Source organism: Achromobacter ruhlandii (assembly GCF_902859695.1).
Lineage (GTDB): Bacteria > Pseudomonadota > Gammaproteobacteria > Burkholderiales > Burkholderiaceae_B > Achromobacter > Achromobacter ruhlandii.
Window position 1 is genome coordinate 1 of the sequence record NZ_CADIJL010000018.1, and the last position, 20,926, is coordinate 20,926.

A 20,926-nucleotide genomic window follows, 5' to 3' on the forward strand; every position below is an offset into this window, starting at 1 on the left:
CGGCACGCTGGCCGACGCCGGCGCGGGCACCTCGGCGGAGGGCACCGGCAGGGTCACCTCGGGCGTCGCGACGGGCGCGAATTCGCGCGCCGGAACGGCGGGTTCGACGGGCTGGGCGGGGACCTCGGCCTCGGCTTGCGGCGCGATCCCGGCGTCCACCTGCTCCGGCGGCGGCGCGGGCTGGGCCGGCGCGGCGGGCGGAGGGGATTTTTTCTTGAAGAAGCGGCTAAACATGGGTAACAAGTATATTCGTATCGTCGGGGGCCAATACCGGCGCACCCCTATCGTCGTGCCCGACGTGGAGACGCTCCGCCCGACGCCCGACCGGGTGCGGGAAACGCTGTTCAACTGGCTCAATCACCTATGGGGCGGCGAATTCGCCGACAAGCAGGTGCTGGATCTGTTCGCCGGCAGCGGCGCCCTGGGGTTCGAGGCGGCCTCGCGCGGCGTGGCGCATGTGCAGATGGTGGAACGCGACAAGACTGCCGCGTCCGCGCTGCGGACACTGCGCGACAAGCTCAAAGCCGACATGATACGCATCCATGTGGGCGATGCGATGCAGGTCGTCGAAAGAATGGATGCGTCCCGCTTTGACCTCATCCTGTTGGATCCGCCCTTCGGCCAGGGCTGGCTGCCGCGCCTGTGGCCGATCCTGCCCGGCATCCTGGCCGAGGGCGGATTGGTCTACGTCGAGGCCGAAAGCCCCATCGAACCGCCCGACGGCTTCGAGATCCTGCGCCAGGACAAGGCAGGCGCGGTCCACTACCATCTGCTGGAATTTGCTGCATTGCGCAAATAGATCAATAATCCGAGCTTCGGAGGATGGTGTACACCACTAATAACGGTACGGAGCTCGCATGATCATCGCTGTTTACCCCGGCACTTTCGACCCGCTGACCAGAGGCCACGAAGACCTGGTCCGCCGCGCCGCCACGCTTTTCGACAAAGTCGTCGTCGGCATCGCGCACAGCCGCAACAAGAAGCCCTTCTTCAGCATCGACGAGCGCGTGGACATCGCGCGCGAAGTGCTGGGGCACTATCCCAACGTGGAAGTGCAGAGCTTCGGAGGCCTGCTCAAGGACTTCGTGCGCGACCAGGGCGGGCGCGTCATCGTGCGCGGCCTGCGCGCCGTGTCCGACTTCGAATACGAATTCCAGATGGCCGGCATGAACCGCCACCTGCTGCCCGACGTCGAAACGCTATTCATGACGCCGTCGGATCAATACCAGTTCATCTCCGGCACCATCGTGCGCGAAATCGCCCAGTTGGGCGGCGACGTCAGCAAGTTCGTGTTCCCCTCGGTGGAACGCTGGCTGCAGGAAAAGGCCAAGGAACGCCGCGAGCAATCCTGGCCGGGCTGAGCGCCCCGGCCCCCGGCTCACCGAACCCTCCCGGAGGGCGCCTTGCGCGCCCTCCCTGCGTTTTGGCGCCCGCGATCGCCAGGATGGGCAGGTCGACGCCAGGGGCATGCCGGGCGCCCGTCGGGCCCGGCAGTACAATTGCATCATCCCTGCCGGATTCCGTAGCCTCCCCATCATGGCCCTGACCATCACCGAAGAATGCATCAATTGCGACGTTTGCGAGCCCCAGTGCCCGAACGACGCGATTTCCATGGGCGAGGAATACTACGTCATCGACCCTGACCGCTGCACGGAATGCGTCGGCCATCACGACGAGCCGCAATGCAAGGTGGTCTGCCCGGTGGAGTGCATCGAGCTGCACCCGCAATGGAATGAAGGCCAGGAACAGCTGATGGCCAAGTACCGCCGCCTGACCGGTGCCGCATGAGCGACACCGCGCAACCCGTCTTCGATCCCCCCGCCACCCGCCCCAACGCCCGCCGCGACCTGTCCGCCTCCGCGATCGCGGCCGGTCTGGTCGCCGTGCTGGTCAGCTTCGGCGGCACCGCCGTGCTGATGGTGCAGGCCGGCCATGCCGCCGGCCTGGACGCCGCCCGCATCGGCTCCTGGATCGGTTCGCTCAGCCTGGTGCTGGGCCTGGGCGGCGCGGCCTACAGCCTGCGCACCGGCCTGCCTATCGTCATGGCCTGGTCCACGCCCGGCGCGGCCCTGCTGGTCACCGCGCTGGCCGGCGTGCCGTTTCCCGAAGCCATCGGCGCCTTCGTGCTGGCCGCCGCGCTGACGCTGGCCTGCGGCCTGTTCGGCTGGATCGATCCCATCCTGCGCCGCATTCCCGGCGAAGTCGCCGCCGCCATGCTGGCGGGCGTGCTGCTCAACTTCGGCATGGGCATCTTCACCAATGTCGGCAAGCAGCCGGCGCTGGTGCTGGCCATGTGCGCCGCCTACCTGGTGTGCCGGCGCTGGGCGCCGCGCTACGCGGTGCTGGTGGTGATGGCCGTGGCGGTCGCCATGGCGGCCGGCCTGGGCCTGATGCGGGTCGACCAGCTCGACTGGCACCTGACCGAGTTCGTCTGGACCACGCCCGTCTTCAGCATGCAGGCCGCGATCAGCCTGGGCGTGCCGCTGTTCGTGGTGGCGATGGCCTCGCAGAACCTGCCCGGCCTGGCCATCCTGCAGGCCGCCGGCTACCGTCCGCCGGCCTCGCGGCTGGTCGCCGCCACCGGCTTGCTCGGCCTGCTGGCCGCCCCGTTCGGCGCCCACAGCGTCACGTTGGGCGCGATCAGTGCGGCCATCTGCACCGGCCCCGAAGCGCACGCCGAACCGTCCAAGCGCTACATCGCCGCGGCCACCTACGGCGTCAGCTATTTCGCGCTGAGCATCGTCGCCGGCGCGGTGGCGGTGTTCTTCCAGGCGCTGCCGGCCGCGCTGCTGGCGGCGCTGGCGGGCCTCGCACTGCTGGGCACCATCATGGGCGGCATGGCCGCCGCCATGGCCAACCCACAGCGGCGCGAAGCCGCGCTCATCACGCTGCTGGCGACGGCGTCGGGCTTCAGTTTCTGGGGGATCGGTTCGGCCTTCTGGGGCCTGGTGGCGGGCCTGCTGGCCCACACCGTGTTCGAATACAAGCGCAGGCCGGCGGCCTGAAGCAGCCGCTTCATGCGTTGCCGGTGACAAGCGCGTCCCGCAGCGGCGCGCCCCTGGATTTCCCGCGCCAGGCTCAGTCCGGCCAGACGGACACAGGCGTGTCCGGATGCACCTTCAGGATGCGGCACGGCACCTGCACGAAATTCGAGATCCAGGCGGCGGCCAGCTCGCCTTCGTCGACCACGTCGATGACCTGCTCGCCGACCTTCATGCTGTAGCGCACGCTGTCGTCGTCCTCGATCACGTCCAGCGGAATATCCATGCGCAGCATGCCCGGCGCGCGCAGCACCAGGTAGCCCAGGCGCAGTTCCACCGCCACGTCGGCCAGCCGCGGGCACAGCTCGCGGTTGAGCCATTGGCCCGAATCGTTGGCCACCAGCCATTGGCGGTGATACGGCGCGGCCTCGGCCTGCGCCGTCACGCCGCACTGGGCGATGGGCTGGAAGGCGGCGCTCATTTGCCCAGCAAGCCCTTCAGGGCCTTGTCCACCGCCGCGCCGCCCTTGCCCTTGCCGGTCACGGCTTCACGCAGCTTGTTTTCCAGGCTGCGCTTGAGGATGCCGGCGACGGCGTCCTTCCACAGCAGCGTGTAGGAAGGCTTGTCGAACGGCCCCTTGACGTGCACCGGGATGGTCACGTCCTTCAGGTCGATCAGTTCCTTGCCTTCGGGATCGGCCGCCGGGTTGACCACGCGGGCGCGCGCCACCAGGTCCAGCTCGCTCCTGACGAAGTCGATGGTGGCCGGCTCGCCCTGCGTCACGCGCAGCAACGGCGACACCACGTTCAGCCGCTTCACGCTGGCCACGCCCTTGGTGAAGGCCAGGTCGGCATCCATTTCCGAGAACGCGGTCTGCTTGCTGGTGTCGGCCGCCACCGTCTCGTCCTGCGACTCCGGCTTGAGCGCGGCCTTCAGTTCGCGCAGCGTCTGCGTCAGGTTGATGCCCTTGACGGCGCCGTCGCGCAACCGCACCTGCAGCGTGCCGCCCAGGCCGCTCTTCATGGCGTAGGAATTGGCGCCGGCGGTCTTCAGGTCCAGCGCCAGGCTGCCGGTGCCGCTCAGCACGTCGCGCTGCGCCAGGTCCATCAGCAGCGGCTCGATGGCGATGCCGGCCAGCGACATCTTGGTGGCCAGCTGGTTGCCCTGCGCCGCGTCCAGCGACAGCGCGCCGGCCAGCTTGCCGCCGTACAGGCCGGCGGTCAGGCTGGAGATGTCGAGCTTGCCGCGATCGAGCTTGAGGGCGGCGGCGACGTCATCGGCCTTCAGGCCGCGCACCACCAGCTTGCCGACCTTGAGCGTGCCGTTCACGCTGGGGCCGACCAGCGCCGACAGGTTGATCGTATCGTCCACGGGCGCGGCCGGAGCGGGCTGCGCCGGCTTGTTCTCGTCCTTCTTGCCGTCGGCGGGCGGTTTGGCGGGCGCGGCGGCGGCCGCCGGCGGCACCAGCTTGTCCAGATCCAGCGTGTCCACGGCCAGCGCGAAATTCACCTGCGGCGCATCGCTCAGCTTGGCGATGTCGGCGGTCAGGTCGAACTTGCCGCCTTCGAGCACGGCGTTGATCTTGCTGCTGGCCGTGTCCTTGAGCAGGTCGACGTTGAGGCTGCCGATCACGGGAATCTGCAGGCTGCCCTTGGGCAGACCCGGATCGGTGATGTTGACATCGCCGCGCAGTCCCGCCAGGCCGCCGCGGCGCTGCAGCAGGTTCAGCGACAGCGGCGAGGCGAAGGTCAGCTTGACCACGCGCTCGCCCTTCTTGGAGGTGCTGTCGAGCTTGGCTTCCTTGATATCGAGTTCGGTGGCGTTGCCGCTGATGCCGTTCAGGCCGAAGCTGGCATCCAGCCCGCTGATGCGCACGCGGCCGGTCAGGGCCTCGCCCGTGGCCTGTGTCGGCGAAATGTTAAGCGCCGGCGCGTCCACGGCGAATTCGAACGGGCCGTCGGCCACGCCGCCCTTGGCGCGCACCGCCAGCTTTTCGATCTGCAACTGGCTCTTGTGCGGGTCGATCGACAGCTTGGGCATGGCCACGCTGGCGTCCACGTTGGTGGCGCGCGCGGCCGGGTCGGTCACGTCGCCCTGGAACACCACTTCCAGGCCAGCCACGTCCAGCGCCGACTTCTGGCCGTTGAACGCCAGGTTGCCGCGCATCGCCAGGCTCTTGGCCTCGGCGCCAGGCAGCTTGCCGTCCATGCGCAGGTCCAGCTTCTGCGCCGCGTAGCGCTTGGCGGAAGGGTCCAGCGTCAGCAGCGCCTGGCCGGTCAGGTTGGCGTCGATGCGCGGGTTGCCGCCTTCCAGGCGCGCCGTCAGGCGCACGTCGAACGGCTGGTTGAACGTGACGCGGCCGGTGTTGGCGTTGATCTTGGTCACGGCCACGGCCATGCCCGACATCTCGTCCTGCAGCAGCACCTCGCCGTCCTTCAGGTCGAGGCCGGCAATGTCGATCTGCATGTTATTGCGCGACGGCGGCAGCGTGCCGCTGGTCAGCGCCTGCGCGGCGGTCTGCGCCGCCCCCGCGAGGGCCTCGGCGGGATTGGCGGGCGTGGCCACCACGGGCGCGGTGCCGCCCACCAGATTGCTGAAGTTGAACTGGCCGTCCTTGCCCCGCACCACGCGCGCCTTGAAGCCGCTGATGGCGACGTGGTCCACCACGAAACTGTTGGACAGCAGCGGCCACACGGCCACCGCCAGGCGAGTGCTTTGGATGGAAGCGAAGGTCTCGGTGCTATTGACCTCGGACAGCGACACGCCCTGCACCGACAGGCCGATGCGCGGGAACAGCGACAGCTCGATCTCGCCGTCGATCGTGAGGGTGCGGTGATAGCGTTCCTGGACCAGCTCTTCGAGCTTGTACTTGTACGCGTTGGGGTCGAACGTCAGCAGAAAGATGGCCAGGCCAACGACGGCCACGACAACCAACACCACCAGGCCTATCAGAATGCGCTTGAACCACGTTTTCATTGCCGCCCCGTCGGTACCTCGACTGGTAATCCTTGAATGCCACCCCCCGCGTCCGGCGCGGGAATGGCGCTATGCCGTCGCGCCCGGCGCGAGGCTTCCTGATTTGTCCGTCTTCGATCGCGTGCCGCCGCGAGCGCCAGGCCGGGAGCCGGGACGCCAAGCGGAAAGGAACTGCCATGGAAAGACCTGCTGAAAGACGCCGGCAACACCAGCGTGCACATACCGCTATCGTAACAAATCGGGCCCACCTGCGCGCCGGGCCCGAAACTGACGGTTTTCTGTCTCGGGGATTGTAGGGCTAGAATGATTGATCCATCAATCATTGATCGATCCAACAATGTCCGCCCCCGCCCCCAGCACCCCTTATTCGCCCGGCCAGGTGCTTCCCTTCCGGCAGACCCTGCTCGCCATGCTGGGCATGTGCTTCGTCATGATGATGGTGGCCATCGACCAGACCGTGGTGGGCACCGCGCTGCCCACCATCGTGGCCGAACTCAAGGGCTTCGAGCTGTACGCGTGGGTGGCGACGTCCTACCTGCTGACCTCGGTCATCACCGTGCCGATCTTCGGCCGGCTGGGCGACTACTATGGCCGCAAGCCCTTCGTGGTGGCGGCGATCGTGCTGTTCACGCTGGCCTCGGTGCTGTGCGGCGCGGCCGACAGCATGTTCACGCTGGTGCTGGCGCGGGCCCTGCAGGGCGTGGGCGGCGGCATGCTGGTGGGCACCGCCTTCGCCTCCATCCCCGACCTGTTTCCGGACCCGCACGTGCGGCTGCGCTGGCAGGTCATGCTCAGTTCGGCCTTCGGCATCGCCAATGCGGTCGGCCCGACGCTGGGCGGCGCGCTGACCGAGCACTACGGCTGGCGCTCGGTGTTCTACGTCAACCTGCCCATCGGCATCCTCGGCCTCTGGTTCGTCGCGCGCTACCTGCCGCACCTGCGCAATCACACCACCGGCAAGGTGCGCCTGGACTGGCAGGGCGCGCTGCTGATCGCCGCCGCGCTGGGCGGCCTGCAACTGCTGGTGGAGCTGCTGCCCAAGGAAGGCCTGAGCGCCACCATCGTGCTGCTGGGCGCCGGCAGCGCCGCCGCCTTCGGCCTGCTGTACTGGTGGGAGCGGCGCTGTCCGCATCCGCTGCTGCCGTTCGACATGTTCCGCAACCGCGGCCTGGCGATGCTGTTCATACTGGCGCTGCTGGTGGGCGTGACCATGTATTCGCTGCTGTTCTATGCACCGCTGCTGCTGCAGGGCGGCTTCGGCCTGTCGCCGCAGGACGCCGGGCTGCTGATCACGCCGATGGTGGTCTTCATCACCGTGGGCAGCATCATCAACGGCCGCATCATCACCCGCATCCGCAACCCCAACCGCATGCTGTACGCGGGCTTCATCCTGATGGCGCTGTCCTGTCTGGGCATCGTCACCACCCACAACTACACCGCGCACGGCCTGATCGCCGCCTATATGCTGATGGCCGGCCTCGGCATGGGCTTCATCATGCCCAACCTGACCGTGTTCGCGCAGCAGACCGCCGGCCGCAGCCACCTGGGCATCGCCACCGCGCTGCTGCAATCGCTGCGCATGATCGGCGGCATGCTCGGCACCGCCGTGGTCGGCACCATGGTCAACCACAGCTATTTCAGCGGCGTCGAATCGACGCTGCGCGGGGCCTCGGCGCGCTGGCTGCCGCAGCTGGACGACCCGCAGATGCTGGTCAACCCCCAGGCCCAGACGCAGTTCCTGGCACAATTGGCGCATCAAGGCCAGGATGGAACGTCGCTGATCGAGATCGCGCGGGTGGCGCTGGTCGGCGCCATCCACGAGGGGCAGCTCATCGCCCTGGCGGTCGCGGTGCTGGCGCTGTGGTGCGTGCGGCGCGTCCCCCTGGTGCAATTGGCGCGCGTCTCCAAGCCGGAGCCCGCCAGCGTCGGAGAGTAGCTTTTGCCCAAACAACAACAGGGCCTGCAGGTCATCCAGCACATGGGCCAGACCTACCGCGTCATGCAGAGCGCCTTCAGCGGCCGGGTCGGCCACGCGCTGCCGCGCTGGCGCATCCTGCTGGCGCTGCATGAATGCGGCCAGTGCTCGCAGAAGCACCTGGCCGAGCGCTGCCGCCTCGATCCCGCCTCGCTCACCCGCCAACTGCAGGCCATGCAGAAGCTCGGCTGGATCGCGCGCGCCGTGGATCCGAACGACAACCGCCTGACCAACGCCCGCCTCACGCCGGCCGGCCAGGCCGTGGTCGACGAGGCCCTGCCCAAGCGGGCGGCCTTCTTCGACGAATCGCTCAAGGGCCTGTCGGCCGCCGACATCGACACGCTGAACCGCGTGCTGAACGTGCTGGAAGAAAACTTCCTGCGCGCGGCGGGTGGCGGCAAGGGCGAATAACGGCGCCGGGGGCCGCCCGTGGCGGCGCTGCAAGCCCACAGGCAAAGGCCTTCCCACCGCCGCCGCTTCGCGTGGGCAATATGCCCATCATCGGTCCGTGACGTTGACACTCGAAAATGTTATTGAATAACATTCAATCAATCCATTGATTGTTATTTCGCTTGCCGGAACCCGCATGCTTCCTGGGCTATTCCTTCGCGCCGTGCTGATCGGCGTCGGCGCCACCCTCGTCATGGACCTGTGGGCCCTGCTGCTCAAGCGCCTGTTCGGCGTGCCATCGCTGGATTACGCCATGGTGGGCCGCTGGCTCGGCCATCTACCACAGGGACGGCTGACCCATCCCGGCATCGCGCGCTCGGCCCCCGTGGCGGGCGAACGCGCCATCGGCTGGATCGCCCACTACGCCATCGGCATCCTGTTCGCGCTCCTGCTGCTGGCGATCTGGGGGCCGGCCTGGGCCGCGCGGCCCACGCTGCCTCCGGCGCTGATCGTCGGCATCGCCACCGTCGCCGCGCCATTCCTGATCCTGCAACCGGGCATGGGCGCCGGCCTCGCGGCGCGCAAGACCCCGAAGCCCGCCGTGGCGCGGCTGCGCAGCCTGATGGCGCATGCGTCGTTCGGCGTGGGCTTGTACTTGGCGGGATGGGCCGTGGCGCTGGCTCTGGAGGCCTGAAACGGCGCACGCCCCCGTCAGCCCGGGCAGCCTTGCCTCGCGCGAATTTTGCCAATTCCGCCGAGGGCTTTTACAGTATCGGCCTGGATCACAGTCATCGAGGTATTCGTCCCATGCGCCATTGATGCCGCCGTCGCAATGACGGCCAGTCTCCACCCGCCCCCGTTCGCAGGGGGAGTTCCTGGCATCCCTGGAAGCATCACGCATGACGACTCCTTATCTCACGCTGGAAGGCGTGTCGTATCTGCTGCCCGACGGCAGCCCCCTCTTTTCCGGACTCGACGAAACCTTCGATACCCGCCCCACCGGCCTGGTCGGGCGCAACGGCGCCGGCAAGACCGTGCTCGCGCGCATCCTGGCGGGGCAATTGTCGCCGTCGAGCGGACGCTGCCTGCGCTCGGGCAGCGTCTTCTACCTGGCCCAGCAGGTCTCTCCGCCGCCCGGCGCCACCGTCGCCAGCCTGGCCGGCGTGCAAGCCACGCTAGAGGCGCTGACGCGCATCGAGGCCGGCAGCAGCGCGCCGGAAGACTTCGAATGCGTCGGCGACCGTTGGGACATCCGCCAACGCCTGCATCACGCGCTGGAACGCGACGGCCTGGGCCATCTCGACGCCGCGACGCCCGCCAGCAGCCTCAGCGGCGGCGAAGCCATGCGCGTCGCGCTGGCCAGCGCCATGCTGTCCGAAGCCGACTTCCTCATCCTGGACGAACCCACCAACCACCTGGACCGCCGCAACCGCGACGCGCTGATCGAACAACTGCGCCATTGGCCGCGCGGCCTGCTGGTCATCAGCCATGACCGGCAACTGCTCGACACCCTGGCGCGCATCGTGGAGTTGTCATCGCTGGGCCTGCGCGGCTACGGCGGCAACTACAGCGCCTATGCCGTCAGCAAGGCGCAGGAACGCGTCAATGCGCTGGAGCAGCTGGAACACCGCAAGCTCGAACGCCGGCGCGAAGCACAGGCGATGCAGGCCCAGCGCGAACGGCAGGAGCGCCGGCAGGCGCGCGGCCAGCGGCACGGCAAGCAGGCCAACCAGGCCAGGATCCTGCTCGACCGGCAAAAGGGCCGCAGCGAGGATTCGGCCGGCAGACTGAAGCAACAACACGCAGCCGCGCACGAACGCTTGGCGCAGTCCGTGCGCGACGCCGCGGCGCAAGTCGAAAAGGACACCGCGATCTCACTGCACGCCTTGCCCGTCGCGCAGCCGGCGCAGCGGCGCGTGGCGCAACTGGACGACGTCACGCTGCCGTTCATCGCGGCGCCCACCCGTCATGTCAGCCTGCTGCTGGGCGGCCTGCAACGCGTGGCGGTCACCGGCCCGAATGGCTGCGGCAAATCGACCTTGCTGAAGGTGCTGGCGGGCCAGCTTGCGCCCCTGTCGGGCGAGAGGACGGCGGCGCCCGAAAGCGTCTATCTCGACCAGCGGCTGGCCGGCCTGGCCTCGGAGCGGCCCGTGCTCGAACAACTGCGAGCCGCCAATCCCGACCTGGACGAAGGCGAACTGCGCACACGCCTGGCCCACCTCGGCCTGGATGCGCGCAAGATCCAGGCGCCCAGCGGCTCGCTCAGCGGCGGCGAACGCCTGAAGGCAGCGCTGGCGTGCGCGCTCTACGCCGATCCGCCGCCGCGCCTGTTGCTGCTGGACGAACCGGGCAATCACCTCGACCTGCCCTCCCTGCTCGCCCTGGAAAGCCTGCTGCGCGGCTATGCGGGCGCGCTGGTCGTGGTGTCGCACGACGAGGCGTTCCTGGACAACCTGGCGCTCACGGACAGGCTTCGGGCCACGCAACAGGGCTGGCTGCTGGAACCCTGGCAGGCATTCACACGCCATGCCGATGCGCCGGCATGGCGATGAAGCCCCGCGCGCCGCGCAATCGCACAGCCGGATCCCGTTAACACGGGTTCGCCCCCCCTTAAACAAGTCTTCTTTTGCCGGCCCATTGCGCATTGCGTGGCCCAACCCGGCCGACTTCCGGCATATTCCCTGGCAGCCATTTAGATAAATAAAAATGCAAATCAATGGCGCTTCTTTTCCAATATGAACAGGGATGGATTGTCATGCACCACCACTCGTCGGGCTCGTCCGTACTGCTTGGCCTGATCACGCTTGCCCTGGCCTCCGCGTCCGCCCCCCTCCAGGCGCGACAGCCGGATGGCGCCGACACCGCATCGCCCGGACCCGCCACGCTGCCGGCCATTGAAGTGAGCGGCCAGGCAGACGAACCCACCGAGGCGACACGCGCCTATACCGTGCCCGCGACCCGCGCCTCCACCGGCCTGACGCTCAGCCCCAGGGAAACGCCCCAGTCCGTGTCGGTGGTGACCCGCCAGCAGATGGACGACCAGGGCATGCAGTCCATCGGCGACGTGCTGGGCAGCACCACGGGCATCACTTTCGTCGAAATGGACAACGGCGGGCGCACCACCTACCGCGCACGCGGATTCAACATCACCAACTACAAGGTCGATGGCCTGTCGGTCATCGGCGGGTCCTCGTTCAACAGCGGCGGCAGCGGCGCGATCAACATGGATCTCTACGACCGCGTCAGCATCGTGCGGGGCGCAAACGGATTGTTGGGCGGCACCGGCGACCCCTCCGCCACCGTCGACCTGGTGCGCAAACGTCCCGGCCGCGAGCTCGGCGCGAGCCTGACCCTGCGCACCGGAAGCTGGAACAAGAAGAATGCCGTCGGCGACATCAACATCCCGCTGGCGGCGGACGGCCGCGTGCGCTCGCGCCTGGTATTCAGCGGCGAGAACTCCGACGTGTTCCGCGACCACTCCAGCATCGAACGGCAGGGGTTCCTGGCCAGCATCGCCATGGATGTGACAGCCCGCACGCAGGTGGGCCTGGGCTTCCAGTACGAACACAGCATCTTCCACGGCGCCTCCTGGGGCGCCAACGTGCCCGCCTGGTTCGCGGACGGATCGCCGACCCATTTCCGCCGCAACGTCAACCTGGCGGCGGACTGGAGCAAGACCGACATGGAAGCGAAGACGCTGTTCGCCTCGCTCGACCATCGCTTCGACAACGACTGGAAGCTGCGCGCCGATTATGCCCACACCTCGCGCGCGGACCTGAACAACAAGGGCGCGGTCAAGGTCAACAACGGCAAGGTCCGCTGGCCCCATTGGAAGCAGGACGGCAGCGGCGCCTACCTCAATGCCATCCACTCGGAAACGGAAGGCGAAACCGACGCGTTCTCGCTGGACCTCTCGGGCCCCCTGGAACTGTTCGGACGCCGGCATGAACTGCTCGTCGGCCTGAACGGCTCGCGCATGGACGAACCGTCCTGGACCTTCAACAGCAGCAACTGCAGCATCGACGGCATCGCCGGCTTCCGGGGCCGCTGCCAATACCGCACCGAGCTGCCCGTCGCGGACTGGCGCGCCTGGCGCGGCGACGAATACGGCAACATCCGCGCGTTCCGCACCGATGCCCGCCGCGTCACCCGGACAACGCTCTATGGCGGCTACGTCGCGGGCCGCTTCGAGCTCGCCGACGACCTGACCCTGATCACCGGACTGCGCCGCAGCGCCTACCAGATCCACAGCGACAACTACAACGCGGCGGGTGTCCGCGGCGCGCGCACCGGCGAAAACGCCGCCCACGCCTGGACGCCCTACTACGGCCTGGTCTACGGGTTGACGCCCAACTACTCGGTCTACGCCAGCTACACCGACGTATTCACGCCGCAGACCAGCAAGAACGAAAGCGGCGACGCCCTCAAGCCCATCACGGGCGCCAGCTACGAGGCCGGCATCAAGGGCGAATGGTTCAATGGCGCGCTCAATGCCGCCGTGTCGGCATTCCGCGGCCTGCAGAAGAATGTCGCCCTGAAAGACGGCGACAGGTTGACGCCCGATGGCGACCAGGCCTACCGGACAGGCACGGGCGTCATCGTCAAGGGCGTCGACGCCGAAATCGCCGGCGCCGTGACGGCCGCCTGGAACGTCTATCTGGGCTACACCTATCTGGACGTCGGCAACAAGGACACCGCCGAGCGCCCCGACCCGCGCCATCTGCTGCGGCTGAACACCACCTACCGGCTGCAGGGAATGCTGCGCGGGCTGACCATCGGCGGCGGCATGACCTGGCAAGGCAAGACGGTGTCCGAGCCCTACCCTGGCCGGCCGGACGGCCGCGGCGGCTTCGACGACTCGCCGATTCCGCTGAAGGGCTATGCGCTGTTCAACGCGATGGCGCGCTACGACATCAACCGCCAACTGTCGGCCATGCTGAACGTCAGCAATCTGTTCGACAAGACGTACTACCGGCAGTATGGGTTCTACAACGGCTTGATCTATGGCGAGCCGCGGCGGGTGACGTTGAGCTTGCAGGCGAAGTTTTGAACACCGCGCTACCCGTGTCGGAGCAATACATACTCCACCATCCGCTCGCGCCGGTCCCATACCGGCGCAGGCGGATTTGCGCACTCGTCTGACTCATATATTTCTAATGCCCGCAGGCATCGACGCCTCGCTCGGCTTGGAAAGACGCGTCTGCCGATGCCTACAAAAGGTCGAGCCTTTCCAGCTATTCGGCGGTGTGCTTATTCATGCTCGCCTCCCAGCTCTCGCTCGATCTGTTCGATGCTAGGCAGGCTGGTTTGCAGCTCTTCAGGCAGGGATTCCAACAGTTTGTACTCGGCAATACCCATGGGTTGTGTTTTGTCACCCAAGGCGTATTCGGCCACCACCTTGTTTTTACTCTTGCACAGCAGCAGGCCAATGGTGGGGTTGTCCTGTTCGTGCTTGACCTGACGATCTACGGTGGTGAGGTAAAAACCCAGTTGCCCCAGATGCTCTGGCCTGAAGGCGCCTCCCTTGAGTTCGATGACGACGTAACAGCGTAGCTTCAGGTGGTAGAACAGCAGGTCGATGAAGAACTCCTCACCCCCCACGTTGAGCAACACTTGCCGCCCAACAAAGGCAAAACCCGCGCCCAGCTCCAGCAGAAACTCGGTAACGTGTTTGACCAGTGCGTTTTCGATTGCCCGTTCCTGCGCTTCCTCGGTCAGGCCGAGAAAGTCAAAACGGTAGGGATCTTTCAACGACTCGCGTGCAAGGTCGGATTGTGGTGCAGGCAAGCGCGTGTCGAAATTGGTGACGGCCTGACCATTGCGTTCCAGCAGCTTGGTTTCAATCTGCATAACCAGCACATTGCGCGACCAACCGTGTTCGATGGCCCGAGCAGCATACCAACGGCGGGCTTCAGGACTGGACAGCTTGTCCAGCAACGCCAGTTGGTGGTACCAGGGCAATTGTGCAAGCACCTCTTGCACAAATGAAGCATCCGGCCAGGCTTGGGCAAAGGCACGCATGTACTTGAGGTTGCGCGGGGAAAACCCTTTCATGTCAGGGAAAGCGGTGCGCAGGTCATGGGCCAGCCGCTCGATCACCTTGGCCCCCCAGCCTTGTTCGGTCTGCCGTTGCAAGATGTCCTGACCGATCTGCCAGTAAAGCAGCACCAACTCGCGATTGACCGCACGCGCCGCCTGCTGTTGAGCCGTGGAAATGCGGACTTTCAGCTCTCCCAGCCAGTGGTCGTAGCCTTCGGGCACGGACATCAAGGAGGCGGGCTTGTCGTTCATGCTGCGTCTCCGCTGGTGGCATTGAGCGCGGTCAGTAGTTCTGGTTTCAGCGCCCGTTGTGCCTCGTCGAGTTGTTGGGTGATCAGCTGGTATTCGGCCATGAGTTCATCCAGACCACCATACTCGACAGCTACTTCATGCGCGTTCTCGCAGGAATAACTCTTGTAAGCTGCCGGATATTCCTCGCATAGCTCGGAAAGATACGAGCCGTTTGCCTGCCGGGGGATAACAAGAGAGCACTGCATTATTGTGATCCGATGATATCTTGACATGAGAATGCATCATTTCAAGACGAACACAATCGGAAGGCAACACCCGTTCGGCAAGTGTCATCTCACCACGCTCAAATGAGGTAATTCTCCGACTCGTTACCCTCATTGGCGGAATCAGTACCTCTATTCGACGGACATCGAATAGGAGGCGGAATTGGGCTATTCACGCCCGCCAGCCCCCCCCTAGAACGCCACGCAGTCAAAGCAGCGCGACGACAGACCATCACCCTTAACTTCAACGCAATCGTCCAGAGTCAGACGAGCGATTGGAACTCGGCAGCCCCCAAGGGTGGGTTGGAAGACCTTTCGCAACCACCACGGGCCGCCGAGCACTCAGGCAATTAACTAAGAATGGCCCGCCCTGATCAGACGTTGAACAAGAAATTCATCACATCGCCATCCTGCACGATGTATTCCTTGCCTTCCGCGCGCATCTTGCCCGCTTCCTTCGCGCCCTGCTCGCCCTTGTAGGCGATGTAGTCTTCATACGCGATGGTCTGCGCGCGGATGAAGCCGCGTTCGAAGTCGGTGTGGATGACGCCCGCGGCCTGGGGCGCGGTGGCGCCGATCGGCACGGTCCAGGCGCGCACTTCCTTGACGCCGGCGGTGAAGTAGGTCTGCAGGCCCAGCAGCTTGAAGGCGGCGCGGATCAGGCGGTTCAGGCCCGGTTCTTCCATGCCCATGTCCGACAGGAAGGCCTGGCGGTCGGCGTCGTCCAGGTCGACGATTTCCGACTCGATGGCGGCGCAGATGGCGACCACCGGCGCGTTGCGGGCGGCGGCGAATTCGGTCAGGCGGTCCAGCAGCGGGTTGTTGGTGAAGCCGTCGTCGGCCACGTTGCCCACGTACATCGCGCGCTTGGCGGTGATGAAGCAGAGCTGGGCGATGTCGGCCTTTTCCTCGGTGGTCAGGTCGAGCGCGCGGATCGGCTTGGCTTCGTTCAGTTGCGCCACGCACTTTTCCAGCACGGCGACGATGCGCTGCGATTCCTTGTCGCCGGAACGGGCGGTCTTCTGGTGGCGCTGCAGGGCCTTTTCGGCGGTCTGCAGGTCGGCCAGCGCCAGTTCGGTTTCGATGACCTCGATGTCGGCGATCGGGTCGACCTTGCCGGCCACGTGGATCACGTTGGGATCCTCGAAGCAGCGCACCACGTTGACGATGGCGTCGGTTTCGCGGATGTGCGAGAGGAACTGGTTGCCCAGGCCTTCGCCCTTGCTGGCGCCCGCCACCAGGCCGGCGATGTCGACGAATTCGACCGTGGCCGACAGGATGCGCTCGGGCTTGACGATCTCGGCCAGCTTCTGCAGACGCGGATCCGGCACCTCGACCACGCCGACGTTCGGCTCGATGGTGCAGAACGGATAGTTCTCGGCGGCGATGCCGGCGCGGGTCAGAGCGTTGAAGAGTGTCGATTTGCCAACGTTGGGCAGGCCGACGATGCCGCATTGCAGAGCCATGGGAATCCTGTGTAAGTACGGTATTGATCGTTAACGTTCTAGTTTACCCCGCCGGGCGGCGCGCCATGATGACCGCGCCCGGGGGGACGGACGGCTCAACTGGCCGCCGTGGGGGCCCAGCGCATCACGGCCCAGATCAGCAAAATGGGGCCGGCGTTGAACATGGCGTGCAGCGCGATCGCCGCGCCGATGCCACGGCGGATGCGGATCCAGCCCAGCACCAGCCCGGTCAGCCACTGCGGCAGCACCAGCAGCGGCAGCAGCCAGTACGGCGTGTGGTTGAAGACGAAGTTGGTCAGATGCACGGCGGCGAAGGTCAGCGCCACCAGGTGGAAGACCCAGCCGAAGTGCTTCAGGTAATGGCGCCGCCAGGCGGTGTTCCAGCCCTTGAGCGGCTCGGGGCGCGGCCGCAACGACCAGCAGGCCAGCAGCACGAAGGCGGCCAGCAGCAGGCCGGTCCAGATGCGCGGCCCGTACAGCACCACCGGCAGCAGCGCCGGGCACAGCCACAGCGCCTGCTTGGGCCGGCGCAGGCCGTAGCGGAACAGCATTTCCTCGACCAGCGGGGCCCAGATCACCGCCGTCAGCCAGGGGATGTTGGCCGGGTCCAGCCGATGCGTGACGCCGCCGACGCCGGCGGCGGCGACCGCCACCGGGCCCAGGGCGAACAGGTTGATCAGCCACAGCACCGCGGCCCACGCCAGCAGGCGCCCGGGGCCCACGCCCGGCCACCAGTCGGACACCCAGCCGATCGCCGGCGTGCGGCCGGGCAGACGCCGCAGCGGACCCGGCCGGCGCACGAAGCGCCAGAAATCCGCCAGCTCGCTGCGGAAGCGCAGCTTGCGCGGTTCGGCGGAAGCCGGAGCGCCGTCCATCAGGCGTCGTTGCCGCTGTGCAGCTGGCGGGTGGCCAGCGCGAAGTCGCCGGCCAGCATGGCGGGAACCACGGCGCGGCAGCGGTCGATGACCGCCTCGATCTCCTTCTGTTCCTCGCGGCGCGGCGGGTGCAGCACGAAGTCCGCCACCTGCTGCGCCAGGCCGAGCGTGCGCGGATGGCCGATGCCGATGCGCAGGCGCCAGAAGTTCGGGCTGCCCAGCGCGGCCTGGATGTCCTTCAGGCCGTTGTGGCCGGCGTGGCCGCCTCCCTGCTTGAGTTTCACCTGGCCCGGCATCAGGTCGAGTTCGTCGTGCAGCACCAGCACCTGCTCCGGCGTCAGCTTGTAGAAGCGCGCCAGCGCCCCGACCGCCTGGCCGGAACGGTTCATGTAGGTGTTGGGCTTGAGCAGCAGCACGTTGTCGGCCCCCAGGCGGGATTTGGCCACCATGCCGAAGAACGACTTCTCCAGCGCGAACGAGGCGCGCAGGTCGTCCGCCAGGTGGTCGGCCAGCCAGAAGCCCGCGTTGTGGCGGGTGGTTTCGTAGTCGGGACCGGGGTTACCCAATCCCACGATGAGGCGTATGGGAATAGACATGATGGGGGGTGTTTAAACCAAAAAACCCTGCGCATGCAAATGCACACGCAGGGTTTCGGGCGCAAGCCGCCGGAAAGCCGAGGCTTTCCGACAGGACTTAGGCGGCGGGAGCGGCCGGAGCGGCGTCGGCGTCGTCGGCGGCAGCGCCACCCTTGACGACAGCGGCGGCCAGCAGCGGGTTCTCTTCACCACCGTGCGGGACGTAGGTCACGCCCATCGGCAGCTTGATGTCGGCCAGGTGGATCGAAGCGCCGGCCAGGATGTCGGCCAGGTTGACTTCGATGAACTGGGGCAGCGCCGACGGCAGGCACGTGATTTCCAGTTCGGTGGCGACGTGGCTGATGATCGCGCCGCTCAGCTTGACGGCCGGCGAGACTTCAGCGTTCACGAAGTGCAGCGGCACCTTGGTGCGCAGCGCCTGGTTGGCGTCGACGCGCTGGAAGTCCACGTGCAGGACTTGCGGCTTGTAGGCGTGCCATTGAACCGAACGCAGCAGGACCTGTTCGTCCTTGGCGCCTTCGAGCTGCATTTGCAGGATCGAAGCGTGGAACTCTTCCTTGCGCAGGGCGTGGTAGATCTCGTTGTGGTCGAGTTCGATGTTCAGCGGGGCAGCCGAACCACCATAGACGATGGCGGGAACGCGGCCCGCGCGGCGCAGGCGGCGGCTCGCACTCGAACCCTGGACGCTACGCGCAGTGGCAGTGAATTTCATGGAAAACTCCAAAAACAAAAAATGGCGAAGCGGACTTCACCGGTTAAAGACACGGCGCACAACAGGTGCGCCGTGTTGCTTGTGTCCTGCCGCGACCAGCAGGACACAAAAAACGGTGGGGGGCTGGCGTCAGTCGACGAACAGCGAGCTGACCGATTCCGCGTTCGAGATACGCAGGATGGTCTCGCCCAGCAGCGCGGCGCACGACAGCTGGCGGATCTTGCCGCTGGCCTGGCCTTGCTCGGAGAGCGGAATGGTGTCGGTGACGACCAGTTCGTCCAGTTCCGACGCCTCGATGCGGTCGATGGCGCCGCCCGACAGCACGGGGTGCGTGCAATAGGCGTAGACGGCGCCGGCGCCGCGGTCCTTCAGGGCCTGGGCCGCCTTGCACAGCGTGCCGGCGGTGTCGACCATGTCGTCCATGATGATGCAGGTGCGGCCGTCGACTTCACCGATGATGTTCATCACTTCCGACACATTGGCGCGCGGACGACGCTTGTCGATGATGGCCAGGTCGGCTTCGAGCTGCTTGGCCAGCGCGCGGGCGCGCACCACGCCGCCGATGTCCGGGGACACGACGACCAGGTTCGAGAAATTGCGGCGCCAGATGTCGCCCAGCAAAATCGGACCGGCGTAGATGTTGTCCACGGGAATGTCGAAGAAGCCCTGGATCTGGTCGGCGTGCAGGTCCATCGTCAGGACGCGGTCGACGCCAGCCACTTGCAGCATGTTGGCCACAACCTTGGCCGAGATCGCGACGCGCGCCGAGCGCGGGCGGCGGTCCTGGCGGGCGTAGCCGAAATACGGAATGGCGGCGGTGATGCGGCCGGCCGAGGCGCGGCGCAGGGCATCGACCATCACCATGATTTCCATCAGGTTGTCATTGGTAGGCGCACAGGTGGGCTGCAGGACGAAGACGTCCTTGCCGCGCACGTTCTCGTTGATCTCGACCATCACCTCGCCGTCCGAGAAGCGACCGACGGTCATCTTGCCCAGGGACATATCGAGGTGGTTGACTACGTCCACGGCCAGCCGAGTGTTGGCCGTGCCCGTGAAGATCATGAAGCTATCGTTTGCCATGATGGATGATGCGATGGTCGTTTCGAGACACTAACGAGGTGATGCGAGAACCTGCTGGAACCGGAAAATAAAAAAGCTGCTGAACCCGGGCCAGTGTCTTACAGGCGTGTTCAACAGCTTTGTTATGTATTCGGTTGGCTGGGGAGGAAGGATTCGAACCTTCGCATGCCGGAATCAAAATCCGGTGCCTTAACCAGCTTGGCGACTCCCCAACTATCTTGCAATCCAATTCCGCAACGGATGTTCAGTCAACCCAGGACATGCCTGCACTAACCGGAACCGTGGATGCGTTGTGCTGTCTGTGTCATCTGCGTTTTTGCAGTTTGCTTCAACAGCGCCGCGCATTGTAGCGGTAATTTCCGTTTTCGCCAAAACGGCCTCCGACAGCTCGGAAAACTCGGCGTACAAACACGCGCCAGATCCCGACATGCGAACTTGGGTTCCCGTGTTTTTCAACACACCCTGCTCTGCAAGCCACCGCGATGCCCTGAGAACCTCAGGATAAAGTCGGTAGACCACCGGCTCCAAATCATTTTTCCCGAAGGAAAATGTAGGCGAAGCAAGAAAGTCCGCTATTGTGATGTAAGAAGAATCTCTTGTCAAATCGGGCGCGGAAAAAATTCCAACGGTCGGCACGCTCGCGTCCGGTTGCGCCACCAGATAGGCGCGCGCCGGCAGGTCCAGCGCCGTCAGTTTTTCGCCCACGCCCTCGGCAAAGGCGGACTGGCCGAACACGAACACCGGCACATCCGCGCCCAGCGGCAACGCCAGTTCCATCAGCTCGCGCCGCGACAGCCCGGTGCCCCACAGGCGGTTCAAGGCGATCAGCACGGTGGCCGCGTCGCTCGAACCGCCACCCAGGCCGCCGCCCTGCGGAATGCGCTTTTCCAGCGCGATCTGCGCGCCCTGGCGCGTGCCGGTGGCCTGTTGCAGCGCGCGGGCGGCGCGCAGGGTGAGATCGTCCGCTTCGGACACGCCGGGCAGTTCCGCGGCGCGGCTGATGACGCCATCGGCGCGCGCCTCGAAATGCAGCGTGTCGCACAGATCGATGAAGCGGAAGGCGGTCTGCAGCAGGTGGTAGCCGTCGGCACGGCGGCCCACCACGTGCAGGAACAGGTTGACCTTGGCGGGTGCGGGTACGTCGTAGAGGGTCACGGCGGATCGGGAAAAAAGACAGACGGGTCGATTTTAGCGATCACCCGGCCCCGCGAGCGCCCGATGCCATGCGGGGCTCCGGCCCCTGGGGACTGGCGACAGGGCGGAGAATCGCCCTGTCGCCAGCCGGGAACGACATCATGCGTCTCGCAGACGGGCCTCGGCC

19 protein-coding genes and 1 tRNA gene are annotated in these 20,926 nt (G+C 66.2%); 9 read left to right on the forward strand and 11 right to left on the reverse strand.

The window, feature by feature from the left end; all coding sequences use genetic code 11:
* The first annotated feature begins 232 nt into the window (after positions 1 to 232).
* The 4 genes from rsmD (at position 233) to HV742_RS20235 (ending at position 3,005) form a co-directional block, all read left to right on the forward strand.
* Entirely contained in the window at positions 233 to 799 is a 567-nt protein-coding gene (rsmD, locus tag HV742_RS20220; RefSeq protein ID WP_049076134.1) for a 16S rRNA (guanine(966)-N(2))-methyltransferase RsmD, read from the forward strand.
* Positions 800 to 857: 58 nt separating this feature from the next.
* A complete protein-coding gene (coaD, locus tag HV742_RS20225) occupies positions 858 to 1,361 on the forward strand; it encodes a pantetheine-phosphate adenylyltransferase (RefSeq protein ID WP_006385942.1) in 504 nt (167 codons plus the stop codon).
* A gap of 175 nt (positions 1,362 to 1,536) precedes the next feature.
* Positions 1,537 to 1,788, forward strand: coding sequence for a YfhL family 4Fe-4S dicluster ferredoxin (locus tag HV742_RS20230; protein WP_049076136.1), 252 nt, complete (start codon positions 1,537 to 1,539; stop codon positions 1,786 to 1,788).
* A complete protein-coding gene (locus HV742_RS20235) occupies positions 1,785 to 3,005 on the forward strand; it encodes a benzoate/H(+) symporter BenE family transporter (protein ID WP_049076138.1) in 1,221 nt (406 codons plus the stop codon). The genes HV742_RS20230 and HV742_RS20235 overlap by 4 nt, the downstream gene beginning before the upstream one ends.
* Positions 3,006 to 3,078: 73 nt before the next feature.
* Here HV742_RS20235 and HV742_RS20240 read toward each other — a convergent pair whose 3' ends face one another.
* Both HV742_RS20240 and HV742_RS20245 read right to left on the reverse strand, forming a co-directional pair.
* On the reverse strand, positions 3,079 to 3,462 hold the full coding sequence (locus HV742_RS20240; RefSeq protein WP_049076140.1) for an MOSC N-terminal beta barrel domain-containing protein: 384 nt from the start codon (positions 3,460 to 3,462) through the stop codon (positions 3,079 to 3,081).
* Positions 3,459 to 5,957 carry an AsmA family protein gene (locus tag HV742_RS20245; RefSeq protein WP_049076143.1) on the reverse strand — a complete coding sequence of 833 codons (2,499 nt, stop codon included), beginning with the start codon at positions 5,955 to 5,957 and terminating at the stop codon, positions 3,459 to 3,461. Before HV742_RS20245 ends, HV742_RS20240 begins: the two co-directional genes overlap by 4 nt.
* A 337-nt stretch (positions 5,958 to 6,294) precedes the next feature.
* Between HV742_RS20245 and HV742_RS20250 the strand changes: the two genes are divergently transcribed.
* The 5 genes from HV742_RS20250 (at position 6,295) to HV742_RS20270 (ending at position 13,372) form a co-directional block, all read left to right on the forward strand.
* Entirely contained in the window at positions 6,295 to 7,893 is a 1,599-nt protein-coding gene (locus HV742_RS20250; protein WP_063582069.1) for an MDR family MFS transporter, read from the forward strand.
* A 3-nt stretch (positions 7,894 to 7,896) separates the two neighbouring features.
* Complete coding sequence (locus tag HV742_RS20255; RefSeq protein WP_054500705.1) at positions 7,897 to 8,343, forward strand: MarR family winged helix-turn-helix transcriptional regulator; 447 nt, start codon at positions 7,897 to 7,899, stop codon at positions 8,341 to 8,343.
* Positions 8,344 to 8,518: 175 nt separating this feature from the next.
* A complete protein-coding gene (locus HV742_RS20260; RefSeq protein ID WP_068950007.1) occupies positions 8,519 to 9,016 on the forward strand; it encodes a DUF2938 domain-containing protein in 498 nt (165 codons plus the stop codon).
* A 205-nt stretch (positions 9,017 to 9,221) separates the two neighbouring features.
* On the forward strand, positions 9,222 to 10,874 hold the full coding sequence (locus HV742_RS20265) for an ABC-F family ATP-binding cassette domain-containing protein (RefSeq protein WP_175146225.1): 1,653 nt from the start codon (positions 9,222 to 9,224) through the stop codon (positions 10,872 to 10,874).
* Positions 10,875 to 11,077: 203 nt separating this feature from the next.
* Positions 11,078 to 13,372, forward strand: coding sequence for a TonB-dependent siderophore receptor (locus tag HV742_RS20270; protein WP_175146226.1), 2,295 nt, complete (start codon positions 11,078 to 11,080; stop codon positions 13,370 to 13,372).
* A 200-nt stretch (positions 13,373 to 13,572) separates the two neighbouring features.
* On the opposite strand, the gene HV742_RS20275 is transcribed toward HV742_RS20270, so the two are convergent.
* The 9 genes from HV742_RS20275 to ispE form a co-directional block, all read right to left on the reverse strand.
* Complete coding sequence (locus HV742_RS20275; protein ID WP_063569887.1) at positions 13,573 to 14,613, reverse strand: PDDEXK nuclease domain-containing protein; 1,041 nt, start codon at positions 14,611 to 14,613, stop codon at positions 13,573 to 13,575.
* The gene (locus HV742_RS20280; RefSeq protein WP_156524677.1) at positions 14,610 to 14,858 is read right to left on the reverse strand and encodes a hypothetical protein; all 249 of its coding nucleotides are present in this window, start codon (positions 14,856 to 14,858) and stop codon (positions 14,610 to 14,612) included. The genes HV742_RS20275 and HV742_RS20280 overlap by 4 nt, the downstream gene beginning before the upstream one ends.
* A gap of 392 nt (positions 14,859 to 15,250) precedes the next feature.
* Positions 15,251 to 16,342 (reverse strand): redox-regulated ATPase YchF, encoded by a 1,092-nt coding sequence (ychF, locus tag HV742_RS20285; protein ID WP_175146227.1) that lies wholly within the window; start codon positions 16,340 to 16,342, stop codon positions 15,251 to 15,253.
* 95 nt (positions 16,343 to 16,437) lie between these two features.
* Entirely contained in the window at positions 16,438 to 17,217 is a 780-nt protein-coding gene (locus HV742_RS20290; RefSeq protein ID WP_175146228.1) for a CPBP family glutamic-type intramembrane protease, read from the reverse strand.
* Positions 17,217 to 17,813, reverse strand: coding sequence for an aminoacyl-tRNA hydrolase (gene pth, locus HV742_RS20295; protein WP_026384832.1), 597 nt, complete (start codon positions 17,811 to 17,813; stop codon positions 17,217 to 17,219). Before pth ends, HV742_RS20290 begins: the two co-directional genes overlap by 1 nt.
* 97 nt (positions 17,814 to 17,910) lie before the next feature.
* Positions 17,911 to 18,525 carry a 50S ribosomal protein L25/general stress protein Ctc gene (locus HV742_RS20300; RefSeq protein WP_006385925.1) on the reverse strand — a complete coding sequence of 205 codons (615 nt, stop codon included), beginning with the start codon at positions 18,523 to 18,525 and terminating at the stop codon, positions 17,911 to 17,913.
* A 129-nt stretch (positions 18,526 to 18,654) separates the two neighbouring features.
* A complete protein-coding gene (locus HV742_RS20305; protein WP_006227587.1) occupies positions 18,655 to 19,605 on the reverse strand; it encodes a ribose-phosphate pyrophosphokinase in 951 nt (316 codons plus the stop codon).
* A 135-nt stretch (positions 19,606 to 19,740) separates the two neighbouring features.
* A tRNA-Gln gene (locus HV742_RS20310) sits at positions 19,741 to 19,817 on the reverse strand.
* 1 nt (position 19,818) lies between these two features.
* On the reverse strand, positions 19,819 to 20,760 hold the full coding sequence (gene ispE, locus HV742_RS20315) for a 4-(cytidine 5'-diphospho)-2-C-methyl-D-erythritol kinase (protein WP_049076162.1): 942 nt from the start codon (positions 20,758 to 20,760) through the stop codon (positions 19,819 to 19,821).
* Positions 20,761 to 20,926: the final 166 nt, after the last annotated feature.